Source organism: Actinokineospora spheciospongiae (genome assembly GCF_000564855.1).
Classification (GTDB): Bacteria; Actinomycetota; Actinomycetes; order Mycobacteriales; family Pseudonocardiaceae; genus Actinokineospora; species Actinokineospora spheciospongiae.
This window is the reverse complement of record NZ_AYXG01000103.1, coordinates 90,527-105,843: the sequence shown is the minus strand read 5'-3', so window position 1 is coordinate 105,843 and position 15,317 is coordinate 90,527. Positions and strand designations below refer to the sequence as shown.

The following is a 15,317-nucleotide window of genomic DNA, read 5'->3' as shown; positions in this document are numbered from 1 at the left end:
AGGGCATGTTGTACCCATGAACGAGACGATCGAACATGGAATCGATCCCGCGCTGGTCGAAGCTCTCTTGGCGGCTGCGGCGCACCCCACCGAGCCCGCCGGCGCGCTGACCACGGTGCTGAACCTGGCCACCGCGGCGGGGCGCACCCCGGCGGGCCTGCGCGCGAGCGTCCAGGCGGCGCACGACACGGCGACCGGGGACCGGGCCCGCCAGGCCCTCCACGCCTCCCTCGACGGCCTGACCGGCCCGGTGCCCGCACCGCGCCCCTACCTCTGACCTCGACCCGGCGGAGGTGTCCTGGGAGGGCACCTCCGCCGGGTTCAGGGGCTCAGCGGAGGGGGCGGGTGCTCCCGTAGGCCTTGGCGCTCACCTGGGCCTCGTACTCGGCGCGCTGGGCCCGGTCGAGGGTCCTCGGGGTGCCCAGCGACGACGCCCGCCAGTGCAGCTCGCAGCCCCACTCCAGCAGCAGCGTCCGGTGCAGCGCGGACTCCAGGTCCGGGCCGTGCGCGATGCCACCGTGGTTGGCCATCAGCGCCGCCGTGCCGTTCTCCAGCGCGTCCAGCACCGCCTCGGCCAGCTCGGGGGTGCCGAAGGTGCGGTACGGCGCCACCGGCACGGTCGCGCCCAGCTCCACCAACTGGTAGTGCACGCACGGCAGCTCGTCGAGCACCAGGGACATCGCGGTGGCCATCGGCGCGTGCGTGTGGACCACCGCGCCTGCCCGGTAGCGGCGGTAGATCCCCAGGTGCAGGTCCAGTTCCGAGGTCGGCGCGAGGGTCCCGTCGACCGGGTGGCCGTCCGCGTCGACCACGGTGACCTGCTCGGCCCGCAGCTCGGCCAGGCGGGCACCGGTGGGGGTGATCGCGATCAGGTCGCCCTGGCGGGCGCTGACGTTGCCCGCCGTGCCCAGCACCAGCCCCTCGGCGGCGAGCCGACGGGAGGAGGAGGCCACCTGTTCGCGCAACGCCCGCAGCACCATGGGGTCGATCATGCCCAATCGGGACGCCCCGGGGGCGGGTGTGGCACGGTTGTGGTGTGCGGATTCTGATCGTGGAGGACGAGGAACCCCTCGCCGAGGCAGTGGCCAGGGGCCTGCGGCGCGAGGGCATGGCCGTCGACGTCGCGCTGGACGGGAACGAGGGCCACGAGAAGGCGACCGTCACCCGCTACGACGTGGTCGTGCTGGACCGGGACCTGCCCGGCATGCACGGCGACGAGCTGTGCCGGGAGATCGTCGCCTCCGGGGCGCTGACCAGGGTGCTGATGCTCACCGCCAGCGACGCGGTCGCCGACCGGGTCGAGGGCCTGTCGCTGGGCGCCGACGACTACCTGGCCAAGCCGTTCGCGTTCCCCGAGCTGGTGGCCAGGGTGCGCGCGCTGGCCCGCCGGGCGACCCCGGTCACCCCGCCGGTGCTGGTCGCGGGCGACGTGGAGCTGGACCCGGCGCGGCGCACGGTGGCGCGCGCGGGCAAGCCGGTGGAGCTGACCCGCAAGGAGTTCGGCGTGCTGGAGGTGCTGCTGGCCGCCCGCGGCTCGGTGGTGAGCAGCGAGGAACTGCTGGAGCGGGTGTGGGACGAGAACGCCGACCCGTTCACCACCACCGTCCGGGTCACGGTGATGACCCTGCGCAAGAAGCTCGGCGACCCCGGCGTGATCGACACCGTGGTGGGGTCGGGCTACCGGGTGCCCGCGTCGGCGGCCGAGAGCGGGGGGTGACGGCCGCACCCCGGCGCGGTCGGGGGCTGCGCGCCCGGATCACCCTGCTCGCCACCGGCCTGGTCGCCGCGGTCAGCGCGCTGCTGCTGTGGCTGGGCTGGCTGCTCGCCGGTGGGGTCGTCGCGTCCGTGCCGTCGCTGCCGAAGGGGAGCACGGTGGTGGTCAACGGCGTCCGGGTCGACGCCGAACGGCTCGCCGAAGCCCTCGCCGACGACGCCCGCGAGCGGGTGCTGCTGGCCGGGTCGGTCGCCTTCGTCTGCGTGGTGCTGGCCACCGCCATGCTGGCCTGGGTGATCACCGGGCACGTGCTGCGCCCGCTGCGCGAGGTCACCGTCACCGCCCAGCGGCTGTCGGTGGAGTCGCTGGAGGAGCGCATCGGCCACCGCGGCGCCCGCGACGAGGTCGCCGAACTGGCCGACACCTTCGACGCGATGCTCGACCGGTTGCAGGCGGCGTTCTCCGCGCAGCGGCAGTTCGTGGCCAACGCCAGCCACGAGCTGCGCACCCCGCTCGCGGTCATCCGCACCGAGCTGGACGTCACCCTGGCCGACCCGGACGCCGACACCGCGGAGCTGCGCCGCATGGCCGACGTGGTCCGCGCGGCCACCCTGCGCGCGGGCCAGCTCGTCGAGGCCCTGCTCGTGCTCGCCCGCACCGACGGCCTCGGGGTGGGCGCCACCGGCCCGGTCGACCTCGCCACCGTCGTCACCGGCGCCTGGCGCTCCACCCGCGCCGAAGCCGAGCGCCGCGGCATCACCGCCACCTTCCACCACGGCCACGCCACCGTCCTCGGCGACGCCGCCCTGCTGGAACGCGTCGCCGGGAACCTGTTGGAGAACGCCGTCCGCCACAACACCGACGGCGGCTGGATCGATGCCAGGACCACCAGCGGTCCGCAGTGGACGACGTTGTCGGTGGCCTCTTCCGGCCCGCCGATCGACCCGGACCGCGTCCCGGAGCTGTTCGAGCCCTTCCGCCGCGGCGCCGTCGACCGCATCGGCACCGGCACCGGCCTGGGCCTGTCCATCGTCCGCGCGGTCGCCAGGGCGCACGGCGGCACCGTCACCGCCGAGCCCGTCCCCGGCGGCGGTCTCCGCGTCGAGGTAACCTTCCCGTCGGTCTGAGCCTCAGCGCTTGGCCACCCGGCGCAACTGGGCGTCGAGGTAGGCGCGGGCCCGCCGCTGCCCACCGCGCTCGGCGATGGCCGATTCCAGGGCCAGCAGGACGCGGCTGACGCGCTCGGCGTCGGCGGGCCAGCCGCGGCGCAGGCACTCGGCGAGCCAGTCGGCCGGGCTGGTGTGCCCGCGCAGGCGGTTGCAGCGGCGGCAGGCGGCGACCTCGTTCTCCAGCCACGACGGGCCGCCCTTGACCCTCGGCACCAGGTGGTCGGTGGTGGCGGGGACGCGGCCGGACACGTCCAGGCCGCACCAGGCGCAGGTGGGGCCGTCCCTGGTCAGGATCAGCCGCATCCGCTCGGCGCGGCCGGGTTGCTGGGACTGCATCAGCGGAACCGGTCGGCCAGGGCGCGCGCGTCGCCGGGGGCCTTGACCTTCGCGTCGTTGTCGAAGTAGACGTGGACGTCGCGCGGCCCGGTGGCCCCGGCCGGACCGGCGACGGTGAACTCCGACTCCACGTCGCCGCCGTCGCGCCAGGTGCGGACCTTCGCGGCCCACTCGTCGAGGGCGTCGTCGCCGTAGCCGCTGGCGTACAGCTCGGTGTCGCCGTGCAGGCGGACGTAGGCGAAGTCGGCGGTCACGTCCTCCAGGCGCGGCCAGGTGCCCGCCGTGTCGGCGGCGACCAGGGCGACGCCGTGCGCGCGCAGCAGGTCGACGAACGCGGCCGTGGTGAAGCCGGGGTGGCGGACCTCCAGCGCGTGCCGCACCGGGCGGTCGGCGTCGGTCTCCGTCCACGCGCGACCGTCCAACCGGGAGTCGTGCGCCTCGGCCAGTGCCGCCGCCTCCGCCGTGCTGCGCGGGAGCTGCCCGAGGAACGCCGTCAGCACGTCGGGTTCGAACGGCAGGTTCGCCGGGGTCTGCCACAGGATCGGCCCCAGCTTCCCGCGCAGCGCCAGCACCCCCGAGGCGAAGAAGTTCGCCAGCGGGGTGTGCGCGTCCTTGAGCCGCTTCATGTGCGTGATGAACCGGGGGCCCTTCACCGAGAACACGAAGTCCTCCGGCGTCTCGTCGCGCCAGCGGGCGTAGCTCTCCGGGCGTTGCAGCGAGTAGAACGAACCGTTGATCTCCACGGAGCCGAGCTGACCGGCGAGGTAGGCCAGTTCTTTGCGCTGCACCAGCCCCTCGGGGTAGAACACACCGCGCCACGGCGGGTATACCCACCCCGACGTCCCGATGTGCACTCTCCCGCCCATGCCCCCATGGTGCGCCACCGCGTGCCGGACCGCTCGACGTGCGCGGGAGCGGGCTCAGGTGCCGGTGAAGATCCGGTCGAGCCGGTAGTCGACGATGCTCGTGGCCCGGTCCAGGTCGTAGGCGCCGATCAGCATCCCGCTGACGAGACCGGCGGCCATGACCGCGAGGGTGTCGGCCTCCAGTCGCGGGTCGAGGTGCGCCGGGACCGTCCCCTTCGCCTGGGCTCGTCCGATCTGCTCGGCCAGTCCCCGGACCAGGTGGGGGCCGAGTGCTTCCTCGTCGCCCGCCTGGCCGCCGCGGGTGACGTCGACGGCGAAGTAGGCGATCTGGACCGCGCACAGCACGCGGCTGCGCTCGTCGGTCGGCAGGACGCCGAACAGGTAGGCCCGCACGACAGCGCGCTCGTCCCCGGTCCGCAGCGCCCGCAGGACGCCCTCCCCGGCGCGCTCACCGCTCAGCTCGACCATCCGCTGCCAGGCGAACCGCAGCATCTCCTCCTTGGTGGGGAAGTAGTACTGCACCAGGTTCATCGAGATGCCCGCCTCGGCGGCGACCGCACGCAACGTGACCGCGGGCAGGCCCTGGGCCGCGGCGATCCGGTACAGCGCCGCCACGATCTCGTGCCTTCTCTGCCGGTGGTCGACGCGCTTGGGCACGCGGTCACTCTGCCATACCCTGGTCCGGCCGTGCACGCACTGTTATAGTGCAGTTGCACCATAAAAAATGAGGAGGGGCTGTGCTGGGGGAGTTCACCGATGAGAAGGCGCGGGAGCGCTACTTCGCCGCCTACGACACCGTGCTGCGGGAGTGGCCCGTTCCCGCCGGGGAACTGGATGTCGACACCCGCTTCGGCACCACCCGCGTCCGGCGGAGCGGCGCGGGCCCCGGCACGCCGGTCGTGCTGCTGTCCGGCATCTTCGGCACGTCGCTGTCGTGGTACCCGCACATCGCCGACCTGGCCGCGCGGCACCCGGTGTACGCCGTTGACACCATCGGCGAACCGGGGCGCTCGACGCAGACGCGCCCGGTCCAGACCCCCGAGGCCTGCGCGGACTGGCTCACCGACGTCCTCGCGGGCCTCGGCCACGAGGAGGTGCACCTGGCGGGGGTTTCCCGAGGCGGCTGGTTCGCGCTGAACCTGGCCGCCCGCTCGTCGGCCGGGCTCGCCGGTGTCACCGCGTTCGAGCCCGCGGGGTTCTCCGTGCTCGGCAAGCGGTTCATGCTCTGGGGCCTCGCCGAACTGCTCCGGTCGCTCGCCCCGCAGGCGGTCCTGCGCCTGACCACCCCCGGCGACCCGGCGGTGCGGCGGACCCTGCGCCCGCTGCTGTCCCGCGGTCTCAAGTACCGGATGCACCTGCCGCCGCAGCACGTGTTCACCGACGACGAGCTGCGCTCGATCGCCGTGCCCACCCGGATCGTCCTCGGCGAGCGCAGCGTCGTCCACCGCTCCCGGGAGGTGCTCGCCCGCTTCGAGGCGGTCAACCCCCGCATCCGCGTGGAGATCGTGCCCGGCACGACCCACTCCCTGTCCCTGGAGGAGCCCGGGCTCGTCACCGCCCGCATCCTGGAAGACGTGGGATGACCTGGTTGAAAGACTGGGCCCCCGGCCGGAAGCCGGGGGCCCAGTGCTGTCCTACCGCGTCACGCCACCGGCACCGAGGCGACGCCCGGGGCCAGGAACGGCTTGCCGTTGACCTTCTCCGAGATGCCCTCGCGGTCCAGGTACGGGGTGATGCCGCCCAGCCAGAACGGCCAGCCGCCGCCGAGGATCATGCACAGGTCGATGTCCTGCGCCTCGGCGACCACGCCCTCGTCGAGCATGATCCGGATCTCCTCGGCCACGCCCTCCAGCACGCGGCGGCGCACCTCCTCCGAGGTCAGCTCGACCGAGCCGAACTCCCAGAGCGCCTGCACCTCGGGGTCGACCGACTGGTTGCCCGCGGCGTCCCAGACGTAGACCGAGGACTTGCCCGCGTCCACGAACTTCTTCATGTTCGGGCTGGCGCCGAAGCGGTCCGGGAACGCGCCGTGCATGGTCTCCGCGACGTGCAGGGCCACCGGGGCGCCCACGAGCTGCAGCAGCACCAGCGGGCTCATCGGCAGGCCCAGCGGCTCGGTCGCCTTGTCGGCCACCTCGAACGGGGTGCCCTCGTCGATCGCCTTGACGACCTCGCCCATGAAGCGGGTGAGCAGCCGGTTGACCACGAACGCCGGGGCGTCCTTGACCAGGACCGACGACTTCTTCAGCGACTTGCCGGTCGCGAACGCCGTCGCCAGGGTGGCGTCGTCGGTCTTCTCGGCGCGGACGATCTCCAGCAGCGGCATGACCGCGACCGGGTTGAAGAAGTGGAAGCCGACCACGCGCTCGGGGTGCTTGAGGCCCGCGGCCATGTCCGTGATCGACAGCGACGAGGTGTTGGTGGCCAGCACGCACTCGGCCGAGACGTGCTCCTCGACCTCGGCGAACACCTTCTGCTTGACGCCCAGCTCCTCGAACACCGCCTCGATGACGAAGTCGGCGTCGGCGAAGGCGGCCTTGTCCAGCGAGCCGGTCACCAGCGCCTTGAGGCGGTTGGCGGCGTCCGGGCTCAGGCGGCCCTTGCCCTGGAGCTTGTCGATTTCGGTGTGCACGTAGGACACACCCTTGTCGACCCTGGCCTGGTCGATGTCGGTCAGCACGACCGGCACCTTGAGCTGGCGGGCGAACAGCAGCGCCATCTGCGAGGCCATCAGGCCCGCGCCGACGATGCCGACCTTGCCCACCTTGCGCGCCAGCGACTTGTCCGGGGCGCCCGCGGGCTTGCGCGCGCGCTTCTGGACCAGGTTGAACGAGTACAGCCCGGCCCGCAGCGGGTCGGTCATGAGCACGTCGGCCAGCGCCTGCGTCTCGGCCGCGTAACCCGCGTCCAGGTCGTTGTCGCGGGCGATCTCCAGCAGTTCCAGGGCCTTCTGCGCGCCCGGGGACGCGCCCTTGGTCTTGCCGTGCACGATGGCCTTGGCGCGCTCGACGGCCGCGTCCCACCCCGCGCCGCGGTCGATCTCGCGGCGGGCCGGGGTGATCTTGCCGTTGACCACGTCGGCGGCCCAGAGCAGCGACTGCTCCAGGTAGTCCGCCGAGCCCAGCAGCGCGTCGGTGATGCCCAGCTCCGCGGCCTGCTTCGGCTTGAGCATCCGGTTCTGCGACAGCGCGTTCTCGAAGATCACCGTCACGGCCGCGTCCGGGCCGATCAGGTTCGGCAGCAGCTGCGTGCCGCCCCAGCCCGGGAACAGGCCGAGGAAGACCTCGGGCAGCGCGATGGCCGCGGTGTTCTCCGACAGGGTGCGGTAGTGGCAGGACAGCGCCAGCTCCAGGCCGCCGCCCATGACCGCGCCGTTGACGAACGCGAAGGTCGGGATCTTCGACTCGGTGAACCGGCGGAACACGTCGTGGCCGGTCTGGGCGATGTCGAGGGCCAGCGAGCGGTCCGCGATCTGCTCCACGCCGGACAGGTCGGCGCCGACGGCGAAGATGAACGGCTTGCCGGTGACCGCGATCGCCGCCGGGTCGGCCGCCACCGCCGCGTCGAACGCGGCGTTGAGGCTCACCAGGCTCTGCGGCCCGAAGGTCGAGGGTCGGGTGTGGTCGAAGCCGTTGTCGATGGTGATCAGCGCGACGGGCTTGTCCAGGCCCGGCACCTTGACCACGCGGGTGACGGCCTTGGTCACGACCTCGTCGGGGAAGGCCTTCTCGGCCTGCTCCTGCGTCAGCATCAGTTGTCGCCCCCGGTGTAGTGCGGGTTCTCCCAGATCACGGTGCCGCCCATGCCGATGCCGATGCACATCGAGGTCAGGCCGTAGCGGACCTCGGGGTGCTCGGCGAACTGGCGGGAGAGCTGCGTCATCAACCGCACGCCGGAGGAGGCCAGCGGGTGGCCGCAGGCGATGGCGCCGCCCCACAGGTTCACCCTGGGGTCGTCGTCATCGATGCCGAAGTGGTCGAGGAACGCCAGCACCTGCACGGCGAACGCCTCGTTCAGCTCGAACAGGCCGATGTCGGAGATGGACAAGCCCGCCCGCTTGAGCGCCTTCTCCGTCGCCGGGACCGGGCCGATGCCCATGACCTCGGGCTCGACGCCGACGAAGGAGTAGCCCACCAGGCGCATGCCGATCGGCAGGCCCAGCTCCTTGGCGGTCTCCTCCTCGGCCAGGATGCAGCCGGTGGCGCCGTCGTTGAGGCCCGCCGCGTTGCCCGCGGTGACCCGGCCGTGCGGGCGGAACGGGGTCTTGAGGGCGGCGAGCTGCTCGACCGTGGTGCCCGGCCGCGGCGGCTCGTCCTCGGTGGCCAGGCCCCAGCCCAGCTCGGCCGAGCGGGTGGAGACGGGGACCAGCTCGGGGCCGATCTTGCCCGCCTTCACCGCGTCGGCGTACTTCTCCTGGCTGCGCGCGGCGTAGGCGTCGCAGCGCTCCTTGGTCAGCCGCGGGAAGCGGTCGTGCACGTTCTCCGCGGTCTGGCCCATGACCAGGGCGGTCGGGTCGACGAGCTTGTCGGCCACGATCCGCGGGTTCGGGTCGACGCCCTCACCCATCGGGTGGCGGCCCATGTGCTCGACGCCGCCCGCGATGGCGATGTCGTAGGCGCCGAAGGCGATGCCGCCCGCGAGGGTGGTCACCGAGGTCATCGCGCCCGCGCACATCCGGTCGATGGCGTAGCCGGGGACGGTCTTGGGCAGGCCGGACAGCAGCGCGGCGGTGCGGCCGATGGTCAGGCCCTGGTCGCCGATCTGCGTGGTCGCGGCGACGGCGACCTCGTCCACCCGCTCCGGGGGCAGCTCGGGATGCCTGCGCAGCAGTTCACGGATGACCTTGACGACGAGGTCGTCGGCACGGGTCTCCGCGTAGATGCCCTTCGGGCCTGCCTTGCCGAACGGTGTGCGGACACCGTCGACGAAGACCACGTTCCGAACGGCGCGCGCGGCTGCGTCAGCAGCGGGTGCGGCCACGAGGGTGCTCCTTAGTCGGGATTGGCTACCGGTTGGTAACACCACTCTAGCCCTTGTTACCCACTGGTAACTACGGCTGTGGCCCTATGGCGTGGGCCACATTCGGCGACCGGAGCCCCAGGAACGCCGCCATCTCGCGCACGGTGTGGTCGAAGAACGCGTCGGCCGGGTCGGCGCTGCCCACCAGTTGGCCGAACAGCTCGAAGCCGATCATCCCGAACAACTGGGTCCAGGTGATCATCACCCGCGCCATCGCCCCCGGGGTCAGCGTCGAGCCCGCCAGTCCGAGCACGTGCTCCACCTGCGCGCGCAGCTCCGCGGGCAGGTCGCCGTCCGGCAGGTCCGCCGCCTCGGCGACGCGCACCAGGGCCAGCGGGATGCGCGCGGCGGGCGCCACGGTGTCGTGCGGGGCGCGGTAGCCGGGCACGGGGGAGCCGAAGATCAGCGCGTACTCGTGCCGATTGGCCAGCGCCCAGCCGCGCACGGCGGTGCACACCGCGTGCCACCACAGCGCCGGTTCCGCCACGGGCTCCACCGCCTCCACGGCCTCGCCCAGCGCGTCGTAGGCGTCGATGATCAGCGCCGTCAGCAGCTCGTCGCGGCTGGGGAAGTAGCGGTAGATGGCCGAGGAGGCCATGCCGAGCGCCCTGGCCACCGCGCGCAGGGAGAGCTGGTGCGCGCCGTCGACCGCGAGCTGGCGCCGGGCCTCGTCCTTGATCGCGCCCGTCAGCTCGGCCCTGGCCCGTTCCCGCGCGGTCTGTCCGGCAGTCATGCGGTCGAGTGTGACATGTGAGAGCGGTGCTCGCAGATGAGAGCACTGCTCTTGACTTCGGGTCGGCCGGGCGGTTCACTGGGAGCACACCGAGAGCAGTGCTCTCGCTCTGGACCGAGGAGACGACCATGACCACGGCGAACGAGAACGCCCAGGCCCGCTACCTGCGCCCCGGCCGGATCGCCCGGGCCCTGCACTTCGACGACGTCGTCGCCTTCCTGGTCAAGCGCGGCGTCAACGTCTGGGGCTCCCGGGTCCTGTCGGTCCGCGGCCGCACGAGCGGCGAGATGCGCTCCACCCCGGTCAACCTGCTCCAGTTCGAGGGCGCCTGCTACCTCATCGCCCCCCGGGGCCACACCCAGTGGGTCCGCAACCTCCGCGCCGCGGGCGAGGGCGAACTGCGCGTCGGCAAGACCGTCCAGAGGTTCACCGCCGTCGAACTCGACGACGCCGCGAAGCCGCCGCTGCTGCGCGCCTACCTCAAGCGCTGGGCCTTCGAGACCGGCGCCTTCTTCGACGGCCTCACCCACAGGTCCACCGAGGACGAACTGCTCGCCGCGGGCCCCAAGCACCCGGCGTTCCGCATCACCACCGTGTCCTGAGGGTCCACACCGGACCTCAGTCCACGACGACCGGCAGGCTCCGCAGGCCGCGGATGCGGAAACCCTCGACCCACTCGGCGGTGAAGTCCGGGTCCGCCAGGCGCAGGCGCGGGAAGCGGGTCAGCAGCGCGGTGAACGCGATCTGACCCTCCACCCTGGCCAGCGGCGCCCCGAGGCAGTGGTGGATGCCGTGGCCGAACGCCAGGTGCCCCGCCGTGGGGCGGGTCAGGTCCAGGGTGTCCGGGTCGGGGAAGCGGGCCGGGTCGCGGTTGGCGGCGGTGAGGGCGACGTGGACGAACTCGCCCTCGGCCACCCCGACCCCGGCGATCTCCAGCGCCTCGCCCGCGTAGCGCAGGGTGGCGAAGCCGACCGGGCCGTCGTGGCGCAGGAACTCCTCGACCGCGGCGGGCACCAGCGCCGGGTCGGCGCGCAGGGCGGCGAGCCGGTCGGGGGCGCGCAGCAGCGCGTGCACGCCGTTACCGATCAGGTTCACCGTGGTCTCGTGGCCCGCGAACAGCAGCAGGAACGCCATCCTGGTCAGTTCGTGGTCGTCGAGGCCGTCCTCGTCGTCGCGGGTGCGGATCAGGGCGGAGAGGATGTCCTCGGCCGGGGCCGCCTGCTTGGCGGCGACCATCGCGGACAGGAAGGTCATCAGCGGGGTGATGGTCTCCGGGGACGGGCCCTGGGCCATGGCGTCGGTGAGCCTGCGGAACTCCACGCGGTCGGCCTCGGCCACCCCGAGCAGTTCGCCGATCACGGTGATGGGCAGCGGCAGCGCGAACGCGGGCAGCAGGTCCACCTCGCCGGACATCCGGTCGAGCAGGCCCTCGGTGATCTCGCTGATCCGGGGCCGCAGCGCCTCGACCGCGCCCGGGGTGAACGCCTTGGTGACCAGCCTGCGCAGCCGGGTGTGGTCCGGCGGGTCCGCGTCGAGCATGTGCGTGTTGCGCGGGGACCCGGGCGGCATCGGCGGCCCGCCCGGCACCGACGCCATCCACCGGGCGTTCGCCCCGGACTTGCGCAGCCGCGGGTCGGCCAGGGCCGCGCGGGCCTCGGCGTACCCGGTCACCACCCAGCCGACCCGGCCGTCCGGGAAGCGGACCCGGTGGATCGGGCCACCCCCGGACCACCGGCGGTAGAACCGGTGCGGGTCGGCGAAGAACTCGGGGCTCAGCTCGGCTGCGGGCTCCACGCCCTCAGCTTGCCGTGGCCCGCAGTGCCGTCGCCACCGCCTCGGCCACCAGGTTCGTCTGCCAGGTGCGGGCGCCGCCCGCGTGCAGGGTCTCGGTGACCGCCTCGACGTCGAGGTCGGCGGGCGGGGTCCAGCAGGTGCGGCGCAGCAGGTCGGGTTGCAGCAGGTTCTCCACCGGCAGCCGGTTCTCCTCGGCGATCTTGCCCAGGGCCGTGCGGGCCGCGGACAGCCGGGCGGCGGCCTCCGGGTCCTTGTCCGCCCACCGGTTGGCGGGTGGCGGGCCGTCGGTCGCGGGCGCCGGGTCGGGCAGCTCGGACTTGGGCAGCTCGGCGGCGGTGCGCAGCGCGCGCATCCAGGTGCCCACCTGCCGCCGCTGCGCCCGGCCCTTGAAGACCGGTAGCTGCAACAGCGCCGACTCGTCGGCGGGGTTCACCGACGCGGCCTGGATGATCGCGCTGTCCGGCAGCACCCGGCCCGGGGCGATGTCGCGTTCGCGGGCGAGGGTGTCGCGGGCCTCCCACAGCGCCCGGATGCCCGCCAGCCCGCGCTGGGTGCGCACGCTGTGGATGCCCGACGTGCGCCGCCACGGCTCCTTGCGCGGCGGGGCGGGCGGGGCGGTGCGCAGCGCCTCGAACTCCTCCAGCGCCCACTCCAGCTTGCCCTGCTCGCGCAGCTCGGCCTCCAGCGCGTCGCGTAGCTGCACCAGCAGCTCGACGTCCAGGGCGGCGTAGTTGAGCCAGTCGACCGGCAGCGGTCTGCGCGACCAGTCGGCCGCGCCGTGGCCCTTCTCCAGGTGGTAGCCCAGCAGCAGCTCGACCAGGGTGCCCAGGGCGACCCGCTCGAAGCCCGCGAGCCTGCCCGCCAGCTCGGTGTCGAACAGCTTGGCCGGGTGCAGGCCCAGGTCGGCCAGGCAGGGCAGGTCCTGGGAGGCCGCGTGCAGCACCCACTCGCCGGTGCCCAGCGCCTCGACCAGCGGTTCGACCCGGTCGTCCACGGCGACGGGGTCGATCAGGAAGGTGCCCGCGCCCTCGCGGCGGACCTGCACGAGGTAGGCGCGTTGCGAGTAGCGGTAGCCGGAGGCGCGCTCGGTGTCCACGGCGATGGGGCCGGTCCCGGCGGCGATGCGACGGGCGGCACGCTCGAGGGTGTCGAGGTCGGCAACCACGTCGGGGGTGCCCTCCGCAGGCTCGGTGAGCAGCACCGGAGCAGGCGGTTCGGACCCGGACGGTCCTGAGGCGGGGGTAGTCACGGCCGATCACCCTACGGCACGGCGACCGGTCACCGCGGGCAGATCAACAGCCGTGTCCGGTTGTGATTCGGCGTCGGTTCGGCGACGGAGCGGTACGCGGGCTGCCAGATCAGCAGCAGTCGTGTGGCTGGGCCATGCCCAGCCCAGCCACACGACTGCTGTTGTCTAGCGGATGACGCCTGCCCGCATCGCGAGCGCGACCATCTGTGCCCGGTCGCCGGTGCCCAACTTGCGGCCGATCCGCGACAGGTGAGACTTCACCGTGAGCGCCGAGAGGTTCAGCGCCTCGCCGATCTCCTTGTTGGACTGACCGTCCGCGACCAACTGGAGCACCTCGACCTCGCGTGCCGACAGCTCACGCGGGGTGTTGTCGGTGCCAGGGACCCTGGTTCCCGTGGCGAGGACCGGCGCGACGCTCGGGTCGGCGTAGACGCCGCCCTCGAGCACCCGGCGGACCCCGTCGGTCACCACGACCGGTGAAGCGGACTTCAGCAGGTAGGCCTGAGCGCCTGCCTGGAAGGCCGACCGCACCGCGTACGGGTCGTCGGACGAAGCCAGTACGACGATCCGCGGCCAACCGTGGCTGCGGAGCTCCGTGACCAGTTCGATCCCGCTGCCGTCCGGCAGTCCGAGGTCCAGGATCGCGAGGTCGCACGGGCCGGTGGCCTGTGCGCGCGCCCTTGCCTCGGCCACCGTGGCGGCCTCGTGCACTGTGCCCGCGCCCATCTGCGTGAGCCGAGCAGCTATCGCCTCCCTCAACAGTGGGTGGTCGTCGACCACCAGCACTGAGAACAGCTCCTCCCGCGGGTGCGGGACCATGTTCGCCGGCAAAGAGCCGGCAGGCGTGGTTCGAACGGCCTGACCTAAGCCGACGGCAGCCACGTCACTACCTCCCTGGAGTCGGTCGTTGCCCCCCGACCGGCACTGGGACTTTCGACCAAACAGCCGCGCCGCCGTTGGACCGAAAGTGGTGTCGACGAAGGCAGCCTAGCCGCCCAAGCGGGTTAGCGGGACGATCAATCGGGTAAGTATCCGAATGGGTTGTGACTGAGGGCCGGTTCGGTCACACGATCGGGTGAGTCTCTGATCGGTGACGTAACGGATTCGACTCAGCACTCGATGAAATGGGGTCACCGGTAGTGCACAACTCCGCCGACGCCCGCGTTCGCGCGCTCCTCGCCCGCTCCCCGCTGATCGACGGGCACAACGACCTCCCGTGGGCGCTGCGCGAGCGGACGGGCCCCGATCCGCGGGCGGCCGTCACCGGCACCGACCTCACCGTCGAACAGCCTGACCTGCACACGGACCTGATCAAGCTGCGCCGAGGCCAGGTGGGTGGCCAGTTCTGGTCGGTCTACGTGCCCGCCCAGTTCGAAGGTCACGCCGCGGTCACCGCCGTGCTGGAACAGATAGAGATCGTGCACGCGCTGATCGACCGCCACCCCGACCACTTGGCCCTGGCCACCACCGCTGACCAGGCGGAATCCGTGTTCGCCTCAGGTCGGACCGCCTCGCTCCTCGGTGCCGAGGGCGGGCACTGCATCGCCGAGTCCATCGGCGCCCTGCGCGCACTGCACCGCCTCGGTGTGCGATACATGACGTTGACACACAACGACAGCATCGCCTGGGCCGATTCGGCCACCGACGACCCGCGGGCGGGCGGCCTCTCCGACTTCGGGGAGGAGGTCGTCGCCGAGATGAACCGGCTGGGGATGCTCGTCGACCTCTCGCACGTCGCCGACACCACCATGAACGCCGCCCTGGACGTCTCCGCGGCGCCGGTCGTGTTCAGCCACTCGTCCTGCCGGGCGGTCACCGACCACCCCCGCAACGTGCCCGATGACGTGCTGGAACGCCTCCCCGGCAACGGGGGTGTGGTCATGGTCACCTTCGTGCCGAGGTTCGTCTCCACCGCCATCGCCGACTGGGACACCGAACTGGCCGAGGCGATGGCCGCGGCCGGGGAGAAGCACGCCGACCTGGCGGCGCGCGAGCGGTTCCTGGCCTCCTGGAGCGGTCGGGACAGGCAGCCGGAAGCCACCTCGGCGGACGTCGTGGCGCACCTGGAGCACGCCCGCGAAGTCGTCGGCATCGACCACGTGGGCATCGGCGGGGACTACGACGGCTGCGCCCGGCTGCCCCGGGGACTGGCCGACGTGGGCACCTACCCCGCCCTGTTCGGCCTCCTGCTGGACCGCGGGTGGAGCGAAGCGGACTGCGAAAAAGTTGCAGGGCGTAACGTCCTACGTGTGCTCCGCTCGGCCGAAGAGGTGGCCCGCGCACACTCTTAACTGGCAAAAGTTAATAACCCGGAGTCATCACCAATGCACAGAGAGCCCCCTGTTCCGCGTGGGCCGTTCGGCCCAGCGGGCCGACAACTGGCAACGGGTAAGGACCCGCGCTCCCCCCGCCCGTGACAGCGTCGCCTCCGGAGCCC

16 protein-coding genes are annotated in these 15,317 nt (G+C 72.5%); 6 read left to right on the top strand and 10 right to left on the bottom strand.

The genetic code is table 11. The features are described from left to right. Positions 1–16: 16 nt before the first annotated feature. The gene (locus UO65_RS15015; protein WP_035283002.1) at positions 17–277 is read left to right on the top strand and encodes a hypothetical protein; all 261 of its coding nucleotides are present in this window, start codon (positions 17–19) and stop codon (positions 275–277) included. A 52-nt stretch (positions 278–329) separates the two neighbouring features. On the opposite strand, the gene UO65_RS15010 is transcribed toward UO65_RS15015, so the two are convergent. Next, entirely contained in the window at positions 330–992 is a 663-nt protein-coding gene (locus UO65_RS15010) for a class II aldolase/adducin family protein (protein WP_035283001.1), read from the bottom strand. Between the two features lie 44 nt (positions 993–1,036). Here UO65_RS15010 and UO65_RS15005 point away from each other — a divergent pair, with 44 nt between their 5' ends. Together UO65_RS15005 and UO65_RS15000 are read left to right on the top strand one after the other, a co-directional pair. Then, positions 1,037–1,717: a response regulator transcription factor gene (locus UO65_RS15005; RefSeq protein ID WP_035283000.1), complete on the top strand. Its 681-nt coding sequence runs from the start codon at positions 1,037–1,039 to the stop codon at positions 1,715–1,717. Beyond that, positions 1,714–2,841, top strand: a complete 1,128-nt coding sequence (locus tag UO65_RS15000; protein WP_035282999.1) for a sensor histidine kinase — start codon at positions 1,714–1,716, stop codon at positions 2,839–2,841. Before UO65_RS15005 ends, UO65_RS15000 begins: the two co-directional genes overlap by 4 nt. 3 nt (positions 2,842–2,844) lie before the next feature. On the opposite strand, the gene UO65_RS14995 is transcribed toward UO65_RS15000, so the two are convergent. Genes UO65_RS14995 through UO65_RS14985 form a run of 3 tightly spaced genes read right to left on the bottom strand, consistent with a single transcriptional unit; the run spans position 2,845 to position 4,742 of the window. Next, positions 2,845–3,219, bottom strand: a complete 375-nt coding sequence (locus UO65_RS14995) for an HNH endonuclease (protein WP_035282998.1) — start codon at positions 3,217–3,219, stop codon at positions 2,845–2,847. After that, on the bottom strand, positions 3,219–4,085 hold the full coding sequence (locus UO65_RS14990) for a DUF72 domain-containing protein (RefSeq protein ID WP_035282996.1): 867 nt from the start codon (positions 4,083–4,085) through the stop codon (positions 3,219–3,221). Before UO65_RS14990 ends, UO65_RS14995 begins: the two co-directional genes overlap by 1 nt. A 54-nt stretch (positions 4,086–4,139) precedes the next feature. Continuing rightward, complete coding sequence (locus UO65_RS14985; protein ID WP_035282995.1) at positions 4,140–4,742, bottom strand: TetR/AcrR family transcriptional regulator; 603 nt, start codon at positions 4,740–4,742, stop codon at positions 4,140–4,142. An 80-nt stretch (positions 4,743–4,822) separates the two neighbouring features. Here UO65_RS14985 and UO65_RS14980 point away from each other — a divergent pair, with 80 nt between their 5' ends. Next, positions 4,823–5,668: an alpha/beta fold hydrolase gene (locus UO65_RS14980; protein ID WP_035282994.1), complete on the top strand. Its 846-nt coding sequence runs from the start codon at positions 4,823–4,825 to the stop codon at positions 5,666–5,668. A gap of 59 nt (positions 5,669–5,727) precedes the next feature. Here the strand turns inward: UO65_RS14980 and UO65_RS14975 are convergent, their stop codons facing one another. From UO65_RS14975 to UO65_RS14965, 3 genes are all read right to left on the bottom strand, one after another. Beyond that, a complete protein-coding gene (locus tag UO65_RS14975) occupies positions 5,728–7,836 on the bottom strand; it encodes a 3-hydroxyacyl-CoA dehydrogenase NAD-binding domain-containing protein (protein WP_035282993.1) in 2,109 nt (702 codons plus the stop codon). After that, on the bottom strand, positions 7,836–9,065 hold the full coding sequence (locus UO65_RS14970) for a thiolase family protein (protein ID WP_052021187.1): 1,230 nt from the start codon (positions 9,063–9,065) through the stop codon (positions 7,836–7,838). The genes UO65_RS14975 and UO65_RS14970 overlap by 1 nt, the downstream gene beginning before the upstream one ends. A 70-nt stretch (positions 9,066–9,135) precedes the next feature. Then, a complete protein-coding gene (locus UO65_RS14965) occupies positions 9,136–9,837 on the bottom strand; it encodes a TetR/AcrR family transcriptional regulator (protein ID WP_035282992.1) in 702 nt (233 codons plus the stop codon). Between the two features lie 128 nt (positions 9,838–9,965). Between UO65_RS14965 and UO65_RS14960 the strand changes: the two genes are divergently transcribed. Beyond that, the gene (locus UO65_RS14960; protein WP_035282991.1) at positions 9,966–10,439 is read left to right on the top strand and encodes a nitroreductase family deazaflavin-dependent oxidoreductase; all 474 of its coding nucleotides are present in this window, start codon (positions 9,966–9,968) and stop codon (positions 10,437–10,439) included. A 16-nt stretch (positions 10,440–10,455) separates the two neighbouring features. Here UO65_RS14960 and UO65_RS14955 read toward each other — a convergent pair whose 3' ends face one another. From UO65_RS14955 to UO65_RS14945, 3 genes are all read right to left on the bottom strand, one after another. Beyond that, on the bottom strand, positions 10,456–11,631 hold the full coding sequence (locus tag UO65_RS14955) for a cytochrome P450 family protein (protein WP_035282990.1): 1,176 nt from the start codon (positions 11,629–11,631) through the stop codon (positions 10,456–10,458). A gap of 4 nt (positions 11,632–11,635) precedes the next feature. Next, the gene (locus tag UO65_RS14950) at positions 11,636–12,880 is read right to left on the bottom strand and encodes an HRDC domain-containing protein (RefSeq protein ID WP_035282989.1); all 1,245 of its coding nucleotides are present in this window, start codon (positions 12,878–12,880) and stop codon (positions 11,636–11,638) included. Between the two features lie 165 nt (positions 12,881–13,045). Beyond that, positions 13,046–13,762 carry a response regulator gene (locus tag UO65_RS14945; protein ID WP_035282988.1) on the bottom strand — a complete coding sequence of 239 codons (717 nt, stop codon included), beginning with the start codon at positions 13,760–13,762 and terminating at the stop codon, positions 13,046–13,048. A 242-nt stretch (positions 13,763–14,004) separates the two neighbouring features. On the opposite strand from UO65_RS14945, the gene UO65_RS14940 reads away from it, so the two are divergent. Further along, positions 14,005–15,171: a dipeptidase gene (locus tag UO65_RS14940; protein WP_084175595.1), complete on the top strand. Its 1,167-nt coding sequence runs from the start codon at positions 14,005–14,007 to the stop codon at positions 15,169–15,171. Positions 15,172–15,317 lie beyond the last annotated feature (146 nt).